The sequence below is a fragment of the Herpetosiphon giganteus genome (assembly GCF_016907925.1).
Taxonomy (GTDB): Bacteria; Chloroflexota; Chloroflexia; order Chloroflexales; family Herpetosiphonaceae; genus Herpetosiphon; species Herpetosiphon giganteus.
Window position 1 is genome coordinate 50423 of sequence record NZ_JAFBCZ010000031.1, and the last position, 15636, is coordinate 66058.

16 protein-coding genes and 1 tRNA gene are annotated in these 15636 nt (G+C 51.7%); 11 read left to right on the plus strand and 6 right to left on the minus strand.

Features of this window, described 5'->3' with window-relative positions; genetic code table 11:
• The first annotated feature begins 21 nt into the window (after nucleotides 1-21).
• Nucleotides 22-918 (plus strand): AraC family transcriptional regulator, encoded by an 897-nt coding sequence (locus JOD20_RS21780; protein ID WP_204757299.1) that lies wholly within the window; start codon nucleotides 22-24, stop codon nucleotides 916-918.
• A gap of 180 nt (nucleotides 919-1098) precedes the next feature.
• Here JOD20_RS21780 and hutU read toward each other — a convergent pair whose 3' ends face one another.
• Nucleotides 1099-2757, minus strand: coding sequence for a urocanate hydratase (hutU, locus tag JOD20_RS21785; protein ID WP_204757300.1), 1659 nt, complete (start codon nucleotides 2755-2757; stop codon nucleotides 1099-1101).
• A 96-nt stretch (nucleotides 2758-2853) separates the two neighbouring features.
• On the opposite strand from hutU, the gene JOD20_RS21790 reads away from it, so the two are divergent.
• The 9 genes from JOD20_RS21790 to JOD20_RS21830 all read left to right on the plus strand — a co-directional run bounded on the left by JOD20_RS21790 (nucleotide 2854) and on the right by JOD20_RS21830 (nucleotide 8925).
• Nucleotides 2854-3042, plus strand: coding sequence for a hypothetical protein (locus JOD20_RS21790; RefSeq protein WP_204757301.1), 189 nt, complete (start codon nucleotides 2854-2856; stop codon nucleotides 3040-3042).
• A 91-nt stretch (nucleotides 3043-3133) separates the two neighbouring features.
• Nucleotides 3134-4624, plus strand: coding sequence for a leucyl aminopeptidase (locus tag JOD20_RS21795; protein WP_204757302.1), 1491 nt, complete (start codon nucleotides 3134-3136; stop codon nucleotides 4622-4624).
• Nucleotides 4625-4638: 14 nt separating this feature from the next.
• Nucleotides 4639-5556, plus strand: coding sequence for an MBL fold metallo-hydrolase (locus JOD20_RS21800; RefSeq protein ID WP_204757303.1), 918 nt, complete (start codon nucleotides 4639-4641; stop codon nucleotides 5554-5556).
• 74 nt (nucleotides 5557-5630) lie between these two features.
• Complete coding sequence (locus JOD20_RS21805) at nucleotides 5631-6230, plus strand: TetR/AcrR family transcriptional regulator (protein WP_204757304.1); 600 nt, start codon at nucleotides 5631-5633, stop codon at nucleotides 6228-6230.
• 78 nt (nucleotides 6231-6308) lie between these two features.
• Nucleotides 6309-6665, plus strand: coding sequence for a response regulator (locus JOD20_RS21810; protein WP_204757305.1), 357 nt, complete (start codon nucleotides 6309-6311; stop codon nucleotides 6663-6665).
• Nucleotides 6666-6694: 29 nt separating this feature from the next.
• Nucleotides 6695-6785, plus strand: a tRNA-Ser gene (locus JOD20_RS21815).
• Between the two features lie 529 nt (nucleotides 6786-7314).
• A complete protein-coding gene (locus JOD20_RS21820) occupies nucleotides 7315-7716 on the plus strand; it encodes a DUF3224 domain-containing protein (RefSeq protein WP_204757306.1) in 402 nt (133 codons plus the stop codon).
• Nucleotides 7717-7828: 112 nt separating this feature from the next.
• Complete coding sequence (locus JOD20_RS21825; RefSeq protein ID WP_204757307.1) at nucleotides 7829-8332, plus strand: zinc ribbon domain-containing protein; 504 nt, start codon at nucleotides 7829-7831, stop codon at nucleotides 8330-8332.
• A gap of 125 nt (nucleotides 8333-8457) precedes the next feature.
• A complete protein-coding gene (locus tag JOD20_RS21830) occupies nucleotides 8458-8925 on the plus strand; it encodes an NUDIX domain-containing protein (RefSeq protein ID WP_204757308.1) in 468 nt (155 codons plus the stop codon).
• 59 nt (nucleotides 8926-8984) lie between these two features.
• On the opposite strand, the gene JOD20_RS21835 is transcribed toward JOD20_RS21830, so the two are convergent.
• From JOD20_RS21835 to JOD20_RS21855, 5 genes are all read right to left on the minus strand, one after another.
• The gene (locus tag JOD20_RS21835; protein WP_204757309.1) at nucleotides 8985-9548 is read right to left on the minus strand and encodes a type 1 glutamine amidotransferase domain-containing protein; all 564 of its coding nucleotides are present in this window, start codon (nucleotides 9546-9548) and stop codon (nucleotides 8985-8987) included.
• A gap of 108 nt (nucleotides 9549-9656) precedes the next feature.
• Complete coding sequence (locus tag JOD20_RS21840; RefSeq protein WP_204757310.1) at nucleotides 9657-11015, minus strand: FAD-dependent monooxygenase; 1359 nt, start codon at nucleotides 11013-11015, stop codon at nucleotides 9657-9659.
• A gap of 75 nt (nucleotides 11016-11090) precedes the next feature.
• Nucleotides 11091-12452 carry an FAD-dependent oxidoreductase gene (locus tag JOD20_RS21845; RefSeq protein ID WP_204757311.1) on the minus strand — a complete coding sequence of 454 codons (1362 nt, stop codon included), beginning with the start codon at nucleotides 12450-12452 and terminating at the stop codon, nucleotides 11091-11093.
• A 185-nt stretch (nucleotides 12453-12637) separates the two neighbouring features.
• Nucleotides 12638-13534 (minus strand): caspase family protein, encoded by an 897-nt coding sequence (locus tag JOD20_RS21850; protein ID WP_204757312.1) that lies wholly within the window; start codon nucleotides 13532-13534, stop codon nucleotides 12638-12640.
• 69 nt (nucleotides 13535-13603) lie between these two features.
• Nucleotides 13604-14515: a GNAT family N-acetyltransferase gene (locus JOD20_RS21855; RefSeq protein WP_204757313.1), complete on the minus strand. Its 912-nt coding sequence runs from the start codon at nucleotides 14513-14515 to the stop codon at nucleotides 13604-13606.
• Nucleotides 14516-14714: 199 nt separating this feature from the next.
• Between JOD20_RS21855 and udk the strand changes: the two genes are divergently transcribed.
• Nucleotides 14715-15380: a uridine kinase gene (gene udk, locus JOD20_RS21860; RefSeq protein WP_204757314.1), complete on the plus strand. Its 666-nt coding sequence runs from the start codon at nucleotides 14715-14717 to the stop codon at nucleotides 15378-15380.
• Nucleotides 15381-15636: the final 256 nt, after the last annotated feature.

The following is a 15636-nucleotide window of genomic DNA, read 5'->3' on the forward strand; positions in this document are numbered from 1 at the left end:
TGAAGAAGGAGCAATATATCGATGGAACGGATTCACGAGTTAGCAACGCTGATTGGGCAAGTGAGCGAGGGCGAGGGCACGCATGCTACCGCTATTCCTGGCCTCTATCTGTCAAAGATTTCGACCACCGATGCGCCACCACACATTGTTGATCAGGCTGTTTTCTGTGTTGTTGCTCAGGGTGTCAAAAGTATTATGCTCAACGATGAATGCTATCGTTATGATTCCAGTAAATATCTGATGATTGCTCTAGACCTGCCATTGCTTGGTCAGATTGTCGAAGCGACTCCTGAAACACCAATGCTTGGGGTTACGATTGAACTGGATTTTAATGAAATTAGTCAGCTGATTATGGAAGCCAATCTATCATTATTGGCCGATTCTCGCCAACAGCGCAGCCTTTTTGTTAGCCCGTTAGATGACGATCTGCTTGATGGCTTAATTCGAATGCTGAGCCTGCTCAAGAAACCCAATCAAATTGGCGTTCTCGCGCCATTGATTCGGCGCGAAATTTTTTACAAATTGCTGCTTAGTGAGCAAAGCGGCCTATTGCGACGGATGGTGGCTAAGAATAGTCAAGTTAGCCGGATTGCTGCTGGCCTCGAGTGGTTAAAGGAAAATGCGACCCGCCCTGTGCGCATGGACGAGCTGGCACGTGAGGTTAATATGGGATTGTCCACGATGCATGCGTGGTTCAAGGCAGTGACTGCTATGAGTCCATTACAGTTTCAAAAACAGTTACGCCTCCAGAAAGCTCGTCAGATGCTGCTAGCCGAAACGACTGATGTGGCGACAGTCAGCCTCAGCGTGGGCTATGAAAGTGCCTCACAGTTCAGTCGTGAATACCGCCGTATGTTTGGGCTACCGCCACTCCGCGATATTGAGCGACTTCGTGATGCACAAAAAAGAGCTATCTAGCAGTTGCGATTAGCGTCGTGCTGCCATAGCCGATGTATTTTGCTTTCAATTGATAATCGCGAATCTGTTTTTGCAGCGATCGCGCGGTTGTGGCTAGGGCTAATGATATAAGCGCGGTAGTTGTTTGGTGGAATGATGATTTAAGTGGTAGTGTTGATGTCAACACTACCACGTGCCGATTTAGGCTTTGAGCATGGGAATATGCACGTTGCGTTCTTGGGCAACCGCAATTGCTTCATCATAGCCAGCATCAACGTGGCGTACCACGCCCATGCCCGGGTCGCTGGTCAATACCCGTTCGAGGCGTTGATCGGCTTCAGCAGTGCCATCGGCCACAATTACCATGCCTGCGTGCAGCGAATAGCCAATCCCAACGCCGCCGCCATGATGCACACTGACCCAGGTTGCGCCATTAACCGCGTTGATCATCGCATTCAGAATTGGCCAATCGCCAATAGCATCGGAGCCATCGCGCATGGCTTCGGTTTCGCGGTTGGGCGAAGCCACCGAGCCACAATCAAGGTGATCGCGGCCAATCACAATCGGCGCACTAACTACCCCATCGCGCACGAGTTTGTTGAATAAAGCGCCAGCTTTGGCCCGCTCGCCATAGCCCAACCAACAAATCCGAGCTGGCAAGCCTTGGAATTGCACCCGTTCTTGGGCAGCGCGAATCCAGCGGTGCAAAGCTTGATCCTCTGGGAACAGCTCAAGCAAGGCTTCGTCGGTTTTGGCAATATCGGCGGGATCGCCGGAGAGCGCGGCCCAGCGAAACGGCCCTTTGCCTTCGCAGAACAAGGGGCGAATGTAGGCTGGTACAAAGCCAGGATAGGCAAAGGCTCGTTCGTAGCCAGCAGCTTTGGCCACGCCGCGCAAATTATTGCCATAATCGAACACAATCGAGCCAGCATCGGCAAAAGCAACCATGGCTTTGACATGCTCAACCATCGAAGCCGTCGATAACTTGACATATTCTTGGGGATCGCGTTGGCGCAATTCGAGCGCTTGTTCAAGGCTCATGCCTGCTGGCACATAGCCTTCAAGCGGATCGTGGGCGCTGGTTTGGTCGGTCACAATATCGGGGCGCACTCCACGAGTATACAATTCGCCAAAGACTTCGGCTGCATTGCCCAATAAACCAACCGACAGGGCTTTGCCTTCGCGCACCGCTTCGTCGACCAAGGTCATTGCTTCTTCGAGCGTATCGACCGCGACATCGAGATAGCGCGTATCCAAGCGGCGTTGCATGCGTTGGCGATCGACTTCGACGACCAAGGCCACGCCATCGTTCATGGTGACGGCGAGCGGTTGTGCGCCGCCCATGCCGCCAAGGCCAGCGGTCAGCGTCCAGCGCCCGCGCAACGAGCCGCCAAAATGCTGGCGCGCAATCGCGGCCAAGGTTTCGTAGGTGCCTTGCAAAATTCCTTGTGTACCGATGTAAATCCACGAGCCAGCGGTCATTTGGCCATACATCGTCAGCCCAGCTTGCTCCAACTCGCGGAAATTTTCCCATGTTGCCCAATGTGGCACGAGCATTGAATTGGCGATCAGCACCCGTGGCGCATCGCGATGGCTGCGAAATACCGCAACTGGTTTGCCCGATTGCACCAGCAAGGTTTCATCATCATTCAGCTCTTGCAACGAACGCACAATTGCATCATAGCATTGCCAATTGCGGGCCGCCTTGCCAGTGCCGCCATAAACAATTAAATTAGCTGGATCTTCGGCCACATCAGGATCAAGATTATTCATCAGCATTCGCAACGCTGCTTCTTGCGCCCACCCTTTGCACGATAATTCCGAGCCGCGTGGTGCACGCACAATGCGCGATGAAGTCATGAGATGGTACTCCTTGTACACAGGATGATCAGTTGCGCTCTATGATAGTTGATTTTGTTGAAAAGAAGAACATAGGGAAAGTATGAAGGATGAGAGATGAAGGATGAAGAAGGGACATTTAACGCAGCGGCGCACAGGAAATATGGCTATGGGCTATGGGCGTTAGGCTATTGGGGAGCAATATCAACATTAAAACTTACCTTCGCGTTCTTCGCGCCCTTCGCGGTTGCCATTCTTCGTGGCCCTTCGTGTCCTTCGTGGATCAAAACTCCCGATCCCCATTAATATCAATCATTGACAGCGGTAAATTGAAACCGTTACAATAACGACTAAGTGTGCAAGCTCTTGTCAACCTCTAGAAACCGGAAGGACTCCAATGCAGATTCGTGTAGTACAAGGCGCTGTTGCTCAACAAGCCGATGCCATTGTTGTTGTTGGTACGTGGGCGAATGAGGAACTGCCTGCCAGCGTTGCTGGTTTAATTGAAGCGAGTGATTGGTCAGGAAAGTACAAAAAAACTACTGTGCTATACCTTGGCGCACAAGCGACAGGCAATCCCACCTTCGCCAGCCGCCGGGTGCTGTTGGTTGGTTTGGGCAAGCGCGAATTGTGGAACGCAGAACGGGCGCGCGTGATTGGGGCAATTCTGGCCCAACGCATCCGCGATTTGGGCCTGACAAGCTATAGCCTGCCGTTGCTTGGCAGTGAAGTATTGGGCGTAAGCCGCACGGCTGAGGCCTTGAGCGAAGGTGCCTTATTGGGCGCATATCGCTTTGATGGCTTTAAAACCTTGCCCGACGATTTCGTGCCCTCAGTTGCCTTAGAACAGGTAAGCTTGGTTGCTGAAGCCGAGCTTGAAGCCGCCGAATTTGGCGCACAATGGGGCATTGCGTTGGCCCACGGGGTCAACCTTGCTCGCGATTTGGGCAACAACCCGCCAATCGTTGCCACCCCAACCTACTTGGCCGAAGCCTCGAAAACGATCGCCCGCGACTATGGCATGACCTGTTTGGTGCTCGACCACGAGCAACAACAAGAGTTGGGCATGGGCGCGTTGATTGGCGTTGCCAAAGGTGCTGCCGAGCCAGCTAAGTTTATTGTGTTGGAACACGGCCAAGCCGAGCCAGGCAAACCAACCATTTGTTTGGTTGGCAAAGGCATTACCTTCGATACCGGCGGGATTTCAATTAAGCCAGCTGATAACATGGACAAAATGAAAATGGACATGCAAGGCGCTGGCGCAGTGATTGGCACCATGGAAGCGGTTGGCCGTTTGAAATTGCCAATTCACGTGGTGGCCTTGGTTGCTGCAACCGAAAATATGCCAGGTAGCAATGCCTATAAACCAGGCGATATTCTCAAGGCGATGAATGGCGTAACCATCGAAGTGCTCAACACCGATGCAGAAGGCCGCTTGGTGTTGGCCGATGCGCTTTCCTATGCCCAAAAATACAATCCTGCGGCGATTATTGACCTTGCAACCTTGACCGGTGCTTGTGTGGTGGCGCTCGGCTCGTATGCAGCTGGCGCAATGACCAACAACCAAGCCTTGTTGCAACGGGTACAGCAAGCTGCCGAAGGCTCAGGCGACCGCGTTTGGGAATTGCCATTGTGGGATGAATATCGTCGCCAAGTGCGCTCGGATGTTGCCGACATCAAGAACACTGGTGGCCGCAACGGCGGGGCAATTACGGCAGGAGCCTTCTTGAGCCACTTCGTTGGCGATTATCCATGGGTACACTTGGATATTGCTGGCGTGGCTTGGACGGAAGATCAACCAAAGGAATATAACCCTAAAGGAGCAACCGGCTATGGGGTGCGCCTCTTGACGGAATTGCTGCGTGAGTGGAGTGGCGTTTCGTTATAGCGGGAGTGTGGTCTATGGCTGGGACAATGCGGGTCACATTTTGGGGTGTGCGCGGTAGCTATCCGGTTCCCGGTCCGGATACTGTGCAGTTTGGCGGTAATACACCGTGTGTCGAAGTTGAGGTCAATGGGCATACGATTATTCTCGATGCGGGGACGGGAATTGTGCGCCTAGGCAATGATTTGTTGCGGCGAGCCAAAGAGCGCGGCGGCCCTGTGCGGGCTACCTTGCTGTTTAGCCATATGCACCACGATCATACCCAAGGCTTTCCATTCTTTACTCCGGCCTATGTTGGCACCAGTATCCTGAATATTTTCGGGCCACGGGTATTCGAGCGTGATCTTGAGGAAACCTTGGCGCACTCGATGTTGCCGCCAAGCTTCCCAATCTCATTGGGCGAAATGAACTCGTTGAAGTTTATGCGCAACATGACCGAAACCGATATCTTGCTCTTCGATCCGAACCAAGATACGGTGACAGTCAAGAATTTTTACCACGATCAGATTGACGATGACCCTGATGTGGTGCAAATTCGGGCCATGCGATCGTATGCCCACCCCGAAGGTGTTTTTATCTATCGGGTGCAATGGCAGGGCAAAAGTGTGGTCTATGCCACCGACACCGAAGGCTATGTCAATACCGATCAGCGCTTGGCCGCGTTTGCCAACCAAACCGATTTGTTGATCCACGACGCTCAATATAGTGAAGCGCATTATCTCGGCCATAGCGGCTATAACGCTACCCAAGGTTGGGGCCATTCCACGCCCCAAATGGCTTGTGCAGTTGCCAAAGCGGCGCAAGCCAAACAATTAGTGCTGTTTCACCACGAGCCACGTTATAGCGATGCCATGATTCACGAGCTGGAACAGGCGGCGCAGGCAATTTTTGCCAACACAACCGCCGCTTACGAAGGCTTGAGCATCGAAATCTAATTGAATGAACCCAAGGCCAATCGTGGTATGCTGAGGCTGCTACGATTGGCTTTTTTTGTTGATGAGGAATTGGCATGTCTCCACGGCGCGATGTGCGGGTTGAACGCACAGCTCAGATTATCGAGGCAGCAACCAGCTTGTTTGCCCAACATGGCATTGATCAAACCAGCATGGATATGCTGGCCAAGGCCGTTGGCATGAGCAAAGGGGTCTTGTATTGGTATTTCGAAAGCAAGGAAGCAATTATCCTCGCCTTGCTTGAGCAGATGTTTAACCAGCCATTACTCGATGTGCAAGCCCTCCTCCAAGCCCCAGCATCAACGGTTGCGCGCCTAACCCAATTAACCACGAACCTCGCCGCCAACTTGGAAGCCTTGCAGAGCCTTGTGCCATTGGCCCAAGAATTATATGCCTTATCGGCGCGCAATAGCAGTGTGCAAAGCTTTTTGAAGGGCTATTTTCAGCGCTATCGGGCCAGTTTGGCCACGTTAATCCAGCAAGGGCTGGAGCGTGGCGAATTCAGTTCAATCGACCCCGAGCAGGTTGCGTGGCATTTGGCAGCGCTTTACGAAGGCTCAACTATCTTGTGGTTGCTTGAGCCAACGCCGCAGCATCTAGCCAAGCAGTTAAACGCCGCCTTACAATTGTTGCTCAAGGCGATTGTCGTGGCCTAAGCCCGATTCTGTTTGGGCCGCGCAAAACTACGGTATACTATAGCCAGAGAATACTACTCCATGTAGGAGAACCTGTGTATGGTCTTAGTTGTCGATGATTCGCCGTTTATTCGTGCGTTTGTGGCAGCAGCCCTAGCACGGATCGATGTGGCAACCTGCGAAGCTGAGAGTGTGAGGGCGGCGCGGGCAATCTGTCATAATCTGCCCCTTGATGCAGTTGTGGTTGATTTTGAGTTGCCCGATGAGCCAGGTGTAGCATTGTGTCAGGAGATGCAGCGTTCGAGCAATGTGCCAGTTGTGTTGATGAGTGGCCATAGCGAAGATGACGTGCGTGCGCAATTCCCCGTGCATCAACAACCCTATTTTCTCGCCAAACCCTTTACCTTAAATCAAATTCAAGGGCTGATTCGCCAAATTATCGGCGTTGCCTGCTAGCTCATTCTTTGGTATAATGCGCGGCGCACGGGTGGGTCGCATAGTTGGTCGAGTGCGCGGCACTGGAAATGCCGTAGGGTGTCAAAGCTCTCGAGGGTTCGAATCCCTCTCCACCCGCCACCTTACACGCTATGAAGTTTCATGGCGTGTTGTTGTTTTAGCTGGGGGCTGGGGATTGGGGATCGGACATGTTGATCCACGAAGCGCACGAAGATCACGAAGAATGAAACCGCGAAGATCACGAAGAGCGCGAAGCACGATTTTTTGCCACAGATTCCACAGATTGATTTGATTAATATTCCCCAAAAACCAAAGCCAATAGCCAATAACTGTAATGGTTCATCACGTTAACGACCGATTTCCCCTCACCCCCTAGCCCCCGCTCCCGCCCGCGAGGAGAGGGGGAACCACGAGACAAGTGCTCCCCTCGCCCGCGTCCAGTGGGAGAGGGGCTGGGGGTGAGGGGATGAAACATGTTGCCAACCTAATGAACCAAAGCCAATAGCCAATAGCCAATAGCCCCCTAGCCCCTATTCCCCGACCCCAAACTCTATGTTCTTTGTTCTATGCGCTATGCTCTTTCCATGCTTTACATTTAAGCTCCGCTCGTATATAGTACTAGCACAAATGTTTGTATTTGGAGGATGGAATGAGTACAACTGCCAACGCTACGTTTAGTGTGGTGCAATGGGACGAAAAGCCGTATCACGAGCAAGCAGGCGAGGGCAAAACCACGCGCTCGCACGTCATCTATCGCTATGAAGGCGATTTAGTCGGCGAAAGCACGGTCGAATATCTGATGCACTACCCAGAAGCTGGCGATGCAACCTATGTTGGCTTACAGCGTTTTGTTGGCACGTTGGCTGGCAAAACTGGTAGTTTTGTCTTGAAGCATAATGGTACTGCCAATGCGGTTGATGTTTTCGATAGCATCGAAGTTGTGGCTGGCTCAGCAACTGGCGAATTGGCTGGCTTGCGCGGCGGTGGCAAACTTGCGCTTAGCGGCCATGCAGAAGGCTATCCATTTGCGCTTGAATACGAGTTTGTTTAAGTGCTGAAACCTTCGCCCCATCGCCTGCGTACTATGGGCTAGAAGGATTGAGGTTCGAGCATCAGCATTGCCTTGGCTAGTTCTTTTGGCAAGGCGAAAGGAACAAAAGGTCATGGATTGTTCAGCATGTGGTCGTCACAACGAAACAGCAGCGGTATTTTGTATCTATTGTGGTTTTCGGCTTGAAACCGTCAATCAGGCCAAGCCAGTTCAGGCTGCCATTGGCAAGACAATAGATTTACGCCGTGAGTCTGCGCCTGCTGTGCAATCGATCCCTGTTCTGCCCAAGCTTGAGCCGGTCGTGCCACCAGTGGCCGCTGCCCAGCCTATTGCCCCAGTCTCCCGCCCGCGTAAGCAAGCAAACGATGGCTTGATGCTGATTGGGATTATCCTGCTTGCGCTGGTCTTCTTTAGCAAGATTGCTATTCCAACATGGGCAGTGATTATGATGGCGATTGGTGTGTTTTCACTGCGCAATTCACGCCAGACGGCAGTTTGGATGATTGGGATTCCAATTCTGTTTATGACTGGTTGGTGGTGGGGAATTGTATTTCTGATCATGTTCAGCAACGATAAATCAAAAGGTTGCGGCATGAAACATTCATATAAGCATTAATCAATAAAATCTGCGATATTAAACAATGGCTCTGCTGCATTGCAGGGCTATTGTTTTTTAATGGGCTACGATCTATACTCGCTAGGTTTTGCTAGGCTCGCTAGTGAATTTTAGAGGAGTAAACCATGGCCCAATATCTTTATGGGGATCGCATTGCAGCCCAAGGGCGTTTGATTCTTGGTTGCTCAGCAACCTTATTTGATGCAACCCGCAGCAAGCTTTTGCTGACGCGCCGCACCGATAATGGCCGCTGGTGCTTGCCTGGTGGCGCGTTTGATCCCGGCGAGTCGGTCAGCGAAGCCTGTGTGCGCGAGGTTTTTGAGGAAACTGGCCTGATTGTCGAAGTTGTGCGCTTGTTGGGCGTGTATAGCAATCCGCATCGTATGGTTCGCTACGCCGATGGCAATCAATATCACGTTGTTAGCCTTAATTTTGAGGTAGCGTTGGTTGGCGGCGAGCTTGGCCTCAGCAACGAAACCACCGAAGTTGGCTACTTCAGCGAGGCTGAAATTGCTACGATGGATATAATTGATCCTCACGTTGAGCGGCTGGCAACAATTTGGGCCAACGAGCCAGGTATTACAATTGCCTAATATATGCAAAAAAGCCCCTCGCCCAAGCTTGGACGAGGGGTTGAGGCGAGCAAAATAGCTTATTGCCCAACTTGCTTATGAATACCTTCGCCTAATTCTTCGATAAATTTGCGATTGAAGGCTGGAATATCCTGTGGATTGCGGCTTGTGACCAAGCCATTATCGACCACGACTTCGCGATCAACCCATTCGGCCCCAGCATTTTTGAGGTCGCTTTGCAAGGTTGGGTACGAAGTCATCAAGCGGCCTTTGACAATTCCTGCATCAATCAGCGGCCATGGGCCATGGCAAATTGCGGCAATTGGCTTGCCTGCCTCAGCTATCGCCCGCACAAAATTCAAAACACTCTCTTCACGGCGCAGTTTATCGGGGTTCATCACTCCGCCAGGCAACAAAAGCCCATCATAATCGGCGGGGTTCACTTGCTCAAGCGTATGATCGACAGTGACTTCGCTGCCCCAATCTTGGTCTTTCCAGCCGCGAATCGCGCCAGCCTTGAGCGAAATCACATGGGTTTCAGCGCCAGCTTGTTCAAGCGCTGCTTTTGGTTCTTCAAGCTCACTTTGCTCAAAACCATTTGTTGCAATAATTGCTACACGTTTGCCTTTTAAGTGATGACTCATTATGCATACCTCCTGTTACACCTTTGTTTTATGCAATCACAGAAGGCAAGATTCAGGCCACAGGTGGCTAAGTCGGCCTCGATCAGCATTGATCGAGGCCGATTGTGGTTATTTGTTGGGGGCTGCGGGCACGCTGCTTGGTGGTTGCTTACGGAAAAATTTGGCAGCTGCCAAGAATACTTTTGGCGCAAATAAACTTGCTGCCGAGCCAATCATATGAATTGCGCCAACCATGGCGTTGGTGGCGGCGCGATTGCCTGCTGCTGCCATGTTCACCTTGTCGCTATACCATTGCAGCACGCGAATTGGCAAAAGTGGCTTGTAGGTCGGCGTGTCAGCTAAACGTGAATCTTCGCTAATTGTGGTGATCCAGCCTGATTTGTTGCGGCGCGCCAAGGCTTTTTGAAAGCCCAAGGCCCATGGTGCGCTGCCAACGCCTTCCCGTAGGAGCCATGCGGCCAAGAGTTGGGCGCTGAGCGTCGTGTTGGTAATGCCTTGACCATAAATTGGATTCAAAGCACACACGCTATCGGCAATGGCAATTAATCCGGCGGGCATCACTGGCAGTTGTTCGTAATGCAGCCAACGATTTTCGGTTTTGGCATAGCCATAGACTTGGCTGGCGGGCGTGAATTTTTGGGTTATTTCGGCCACGAGCGGAGTGCGCATACGCGCCAGCCAAGCCTCAAACTCGGCGTTATCGGTTGGTGGGCGTTGGCTGCCAACGCCGCCAATCGTCAGCAACCATTGGTCGTTTTCAACTTTGAGAAAGGTTGCGCCATGGCGAATATGCGGCGGCATGGGCATGACAAACAGGGCTGGCCAGCCTTGCCAATCGGCGGGAGCGGTGTACATGCGCGTGGCATAGCCAACATCCGATTTATAAATTGTCTCTTTGACACGGCCAAATTGATGTTGTTCGAGCCATTCGGGCAGTTTCGATGGCCGCCCAGCCGCATCGACCACCAAATTAGCTGCAACCTCGCGCTGCTCGCCAGTATCGCGATTGCGCACCTGCACGCCAACAACTTGCCGCCCATGAAACAGCAAATCGGTCACATCGTGGCGAGTCTGAATTTCGATATTGGCAATTTGGCGAATGCGGCCCAAAATTGCCGCATCGAACAATGGGCGGGTGGCGATAATGCTGCGATAGTTTGATGGCTGTGGTTCGGCCCAGCCAGCGGCAAATAAATAGCGGCAATCGTTCATGAGATCAAGCTCGTTGCCGCCAAGTGCCTTCATATCGTCGCGCAGATTGGGGAACAGTTTTTCTAGCTCCAGCAGCCCGCGCATGAGCAACAAGTGCAATTGACGGCCTTGGGGAACACCAGCCCGAAATTGCACGCCATCTGGCAAACTATCGCGCTCCAAAATGGTTACTTTGCTATACACCTCGCTCAACACCCGCGCGCTGAGCAAGCCGCCGATGCTGGCTCCAATTACAATCGCATGGTCACGTCTCACAACACACCTCCCACGGGCTAGGATGCTCGACTTCTATTCTAGGAGTATAGCAAAGCTAAGCCTGCTTGCCTATGCTTAAATGTTGCGCTGCAAGGGCAAATTTGGCACCAACGTGGATACTCTCGGGCGAATTTTGCTCATCAAAACAGGAATAAAGACCCGGGGATGAAACAGCGCCGTTGGATTGCCGATCATATGAATCGTTTTGATGAATTCGCTAAATACGACGTTGCTATACACGCTAGCTTGGTTGATTTGCTCAAAGTAGGGAGCCAAAAATTTGCTGGCTAAGGGGCGCTTGAAATTTGGATCATAACGGGCATCTTCGCCGCTGGCCATTTCCCAAGCAAACTGATTGCTTTTGGCCAAATCGTGCTGAAAGCGCTGGCCCCAGGCTGCCGAGCCACGATCTTGCTCTTTGAGCTTTTGGCCAAGCAAAATTGCGCCCAGCGTGGCGGTGCTAATGCCTTGGCCATAAATGGGATTGAAGGCGCAAACCGCATCGCCCAACGCTACTACGCCTGCTGGCAATTGCATGCGCTCGTAATGGCGTTGACGATTTTCGGTGCGGGCATAGCCACTGGTTGGGCTGAGAGGCTGGGCGTTGCTGAGCAAATCGGCCAAAATTGGCGAGGGCAATTCGCGCAGCCATTGCATAAAGCCTGCTTCATCGGTTGGTGGCTTAGCCTGATTAACTCCGCCGCCAGTCACAATCCAACGATTGCCCTCAACTTCGAGCAAAATCGCGCCTTTGGGAGCGCTTGGCGGCTGTTGCATCACAAACAGGCCTTTCCATTCGTTCCAGCCTTCGGGTTTGGCGTAGATGCGCGAGGTATAGCCAAGTTTGGCATCGAGCACAGTTTCGCTGACCGTGCCACACCCAAGCTCGGCCAGCCATGTGGCCAATTTGGAGCTGCGCCCGCTGGCATCAACTACTAAATCGGCGTATAAGCTGGTTTCGCTGCCATCTTGGCGATTGCGCGCTTGCACGCCTTGGATATGCCGCCGATTGCCGATTAAATTGATTGCATCGTGTTGGGCAAAAAATTGAATGTTCGGGTTTTGCAGCAAGCGGCGGCGAATTGCCCAATCGAATAACGGGCGGGTAGCCGAGAGGGTTTTTAATTCGGTTGGATGCGGCGTTGTCCAGCCATTTTTGAGATAGTAGTGGCAATCGTTGACAATATCAAACAATTGCGCACCGAGATCTTGGAGTTCTTGATTAATGCCGGGAAACATACTTTCCAGCTCGCGCGCGCCACGAATCAAGAGCAGATGAACGTGACGACCTTGGGGCACGCCCGCCCGAAAATCGCCGCCCTCAGGCAAACTATCACGTTCAAGCACGCTCACACGGCCATAATGGTGCGACAAAATATGAGCCGTAACTAATCCGCTGATGCTCGATCCAATAACAATCGCGTGATCTTGCAGCATTGTAGAACTCCTTGGTTATTGGTTGTTGATCGTATTGTCGCTGGTGTGACATTGGTGGTGGGTTCGCTGCTGAAGGTCGGGAGCGTTGGTGCAATCTTGTGATGCAAAAGTAATAATTTCATGCAGCAACCAAAATTTTGATTGCTGCATAGTAGCATACATAATGTGTTTTGTACGGTTTTTTTCTAGGCTAGAAAGGCTTGGTTGAGTAGGTCATTTGGACACTCAAGTTGGGGTATTTGGTGGAATTTATTTGCATAGAGGCTGGTGCGCAGTTGTTCGCCAAGTTCGGCATAGCTGATTTGGGGCTGCGCACTCAAAATAGTGTTCAAAAAGAAGCTCATTGCGCCGTGGTAGGTTCCGCCAAAGTTGGCATCGGCGGCAACTTGCTCTGCTTTGCAGGCAGCAAGGAGCACCAGATTTTCGTGCTGCGGGCGTTGGCCAAAGCGCTGTTTTTGCAACGAACCAAGCAATTCGCCAGCAAACTTGGCAATTTCAGCGGGGTCGCTATTGCGTTGCTGAAGATCAAGAATCTGCTGGCTGACGGCAGCAACTTGGTTTTGTTGGTAGGCAGCTTTTTTGGCTTTAATTTCGGCGTAGACCTCGTTGGCTGGGGTTAATGTGCGATAGCGAATATCGGCAAACGGGTCTTTGCTAATCGTGCCCGAATGGCAACAATCCATCAGCAAAATGAGCCGTGTTGTGCCCAAAAAACCTTGATACAGCTCGGCCAAATGATCGTCGGTCAGCACGCCAGCACTGAGATAATCGATTGGGGCGAGGCATTCATCAGCGCCATCTGGTTCGTCGCCATTTTGATCTGGCTGGGGCAGGCCATGGCCAGCATAGTGAAAGATGCGCACTTCTGGCTGACCATCGTTGAGTGGTTCGGCGAGCCAGCGCAGATTGTCGATAATTGCTTGGCGGGTGGCATCTCCATCGCTGATGAGCCGTAGTTGATCAGCGGCAGCACCATGCTGGGTTTTGAGCAGTTCGCGCACGGCAGTTACATCGTTGACACATCCCTTGAGTGGTCGCTCGCTATACGTATTGATTCCCACAAATAAGCCACGCATACCCATTGCTGCACGCTCCTCAGATAGTTATTTGGCTATTACAGTAGTTGCCTGATCGTGCCATGTCAAGCCTAATCAAAGCAAACACAGGGTTTGCCAACATGGCTGGGTGATAATGGGCAAAAATGTCAGCAATTCGCTGGCCCATGGATCAATACTATCGATTTCGTAGCGTAGGCTTTGATAGCCATTGTGCTGGGCGAATTGCACGGTTTTTTGCAACAATGCGCGAATGATCGCTGCTTGCTGATCGCTATAGCTAGGCGCTACGCCGAGTAAGCCTTGTTCGAGGGTGTGGGCAGCTGTTGAATGATAGATGCAATTGAAGCCAACAAGCTGAGCAGCAGCATAAACGACAAATGACGCTGCTTGATGAATATCGCTCAAGAACGCGGTTTGGGCTTCGCTGGTTGTTTGGCTGGCTGGGTTATAGCTATGGGTGGCCTGATAGCAGCTAGTGATTAAATTGAGCAATGGTTCGGGTTGGTTGCTGCTTAAATAGGTTTCAAACGAAGCGATTGTTAACTCCTGCCCTAGCTCAAGCTGGGGAATTTCAAGGGCTGCCAGTGAAAACTCACCGAGATAGGTGTTTTTAATGATCTGAAAGCCTTGCGCATGCAAAAAATCGAGCGTTGATTGGGCATGGCTCCAAGTTGCGGTTTGCAGCACACGGCCATTAATCAGGTGTTTTTCGGCAATTAAGCGATCGTAGAGTTGTTGATCGATGTTGGCTTGTTGATAGGCAGGATGAACGTGAATGCCAACATAACAATGCTGTGGATGAAAGCGATTATTCCAGAGACTGCCGATGCCAACCAGCTGCTCCTGCTGCCAAGCACAAAGCGTTAATTCGCTCTGCTCGCCAATTCGATAATAGCCGATTGTATCGGGATCGGCGGGCCAACACTGCTGCATCAGCTGGTCGATGGCTGCTTGATTCGCCGGCTGATAGGCTTGAATTGCCACTGCTTGAGGTGAGATTGCCATGGGTTTGCTCCTCGATAATTCAGCCTTAGAGATGATCGCACCGATTAAACCACATTTCGCATACTGCCGAAGAGCGATTGATCATAAACCAAACGTGCGACATGCAAAAGCAGCATAATCAGGTACAATAGGCGCAGACGGGAGCAAAGAACCTAGCTGTTCTTTGCTCCCCTTTTGCGAACAATGGAGGACAAACGGCGTGAGCGCAGAGCAACGACCAATTGTGATTGGGGTCGCTGGTGGAACTGGATCGGGCAAGACCACGGTTTCGCAGGCGATTCTTAGTCGCGTCGGGCCATCACGAATTGCATTTTTACAACATGATTCCTACTACCGTGATTTTGCTGAGCTTTCGTTTGAAGAACGCTTGCTGGTTAATTTCGATCATCCTGATTCACTGGATAGCAATTTATTGGCAGAGCATGTTGAAGCTTTGTGCAACGGCCAAACCATCGAAGTGCCGATTTACGATTTTACCCGTTATGCTCGGCGGCCTGAGGTAATGCATGTGCAGCCGCGTCCGGTGATTTTGGTCGAAGGCATTTTGATTTTTGCTGAAGCTGTGTTGCGCCAATGCATGGATGTGAAAATCTATGTTGATGCTGATGCAGACCTGCGCTTTATCCGGCGGCTGAAACGTGATATTGCCGAACGGGGCCGCTCGATCGAATCGGTGATTGAGCAATATACCAAAACCGTGCGCCCAATGCACCTTGAGTTTGTCGAGCCAACCAAGCGCTATGCTGATATTATTATTCCGCGTGGCGGCCTCAACGCCATCGCCATCGATATGGTGATTGCCCGCGTCGAGTATTTGCTGGCCGAGAGCGAAAAATTAAGTATGCAGAATGAGCATAGAACATAGAACATAGAACATAGAACATAGGGGTCGGGGATCGGGTGTTAGGGGTCGGGGATCGGGTGTCAGGATTTAAACGCAGAGGCGCAGAGGAAGTATGGATATGGGCTTTTGGCTTTTGGCTATATGTACTGATTCATTGGATTGACAACCAAAAGTATGCCCTCACCCCCCAGCCCCCTCCTTACAAGGGTAGGTAGTTAATCGATGCGATGTACAAACGGCAGAGAATCCGCGTATACTGGACGTGTCAGCAGCCAGT

Excerpts from the sequence above, each read along its gene's own strand:
- JOD20_RS21780 (WP_204757299.1), top strand. The coding sequence starts at position 22 with ATGGAACGGATTCACGAGTTAGCAACGCTGATTGGGCAAGTGAGCGAG.
- hutU (WP_204757300.1), bottom strand. The coding sequence starts at position 2,757 with ATGACTTCATCGCGCATTGTGCGTGCACCACGCGGCTCGGAATTATCG.
- JOD20_RS21790 (WP_204757301.1), top strand. The coding sequence starts at position 2,854 with ATGAAGGATGAAGAAGGGACATTTAACGCAGCGGCGCACAGGAAATAT.
- JOD20_RS21795 (WP_204757302.1), top strand. The coding sequence starts at position 3,134 with ATGCAGATTCGTGTAGTACAAGGCGCTGTTGCTCAACAAGCCGATGCC.
- JOD20_RS21800 (WP_204757303.1), top strand. The coding sequence starts at position 4,639 with ATGGCTGGGACAATGCGGGTCACATTTTGGGGTGTGCGCGGTAGCTAT.
- JOD20_RS21805 (WP_204757304.1), top strand. The coding sequence starts at position 5,631 with ATGTCTCCACGGCGCGATGTGCGGGTTGAACGCACAGCTCAGATTATC.
- JOD20_RS21810 (WP_204757305.1), top strand. The coding sequence starts at position 6,309 with ATGGTCTTAGTTGTCGATGATTCGCCGTTTATTCGTGCGTTTGTGGCA.
- JOD20_RS21820 (WP_204757306.1), top strand. The coding sequence starts at position 7,315 with ATGAGTACAACTGCCAACGCTACGTTTAGTGTGGTGCAATGGGACGAA.
- JOD20_RS21825 (WP_204757307.1), top strand. The coding sequence starts at position 7,829 with ATGGATTGTTCAGCATGTGGTCGTCACAACGAAACAGCAGCGGTATTT.
- JOD20_RS21830 (WP_204757308.1), top strand. The coding sequence starts at position 8,458 with ATGGCCCAATATCTTTATGGGGATCGCATTGCAGCCCAAGGGCGTTTG.
- JOD20_RS21835 (WP_204757309.1), bottom strand. The coding sequence starts at position 9,548 with ATGAGTCATCACTTAAAAGGCAAACGTGTAGCAATTATTGCAACAAAT.
- JOD20_RS21845 (WP_204757311.1), bottom strand. The coding sequence starts at position 12,452 with ATGCTGCAAGATCACGCGATTGTTATTGGATCGAGCATCAGCGGATTA.
- JOD20_RS21850 (WP_204757312.1), bottom strand. The coding sequence starts at position 13,534 with ATGGGTATGCGTGGCTTATTTGTGGGAATCAATACGTATAGCGAGCGA.
- JOD20_RS21855 (WP_204757313.1), bottom strand. The coding sequence starts at position 14,515 with ATGGCAATCTCACCTCAAGCAGTGGCAATTCAAGCCTATCAGCCGGCG.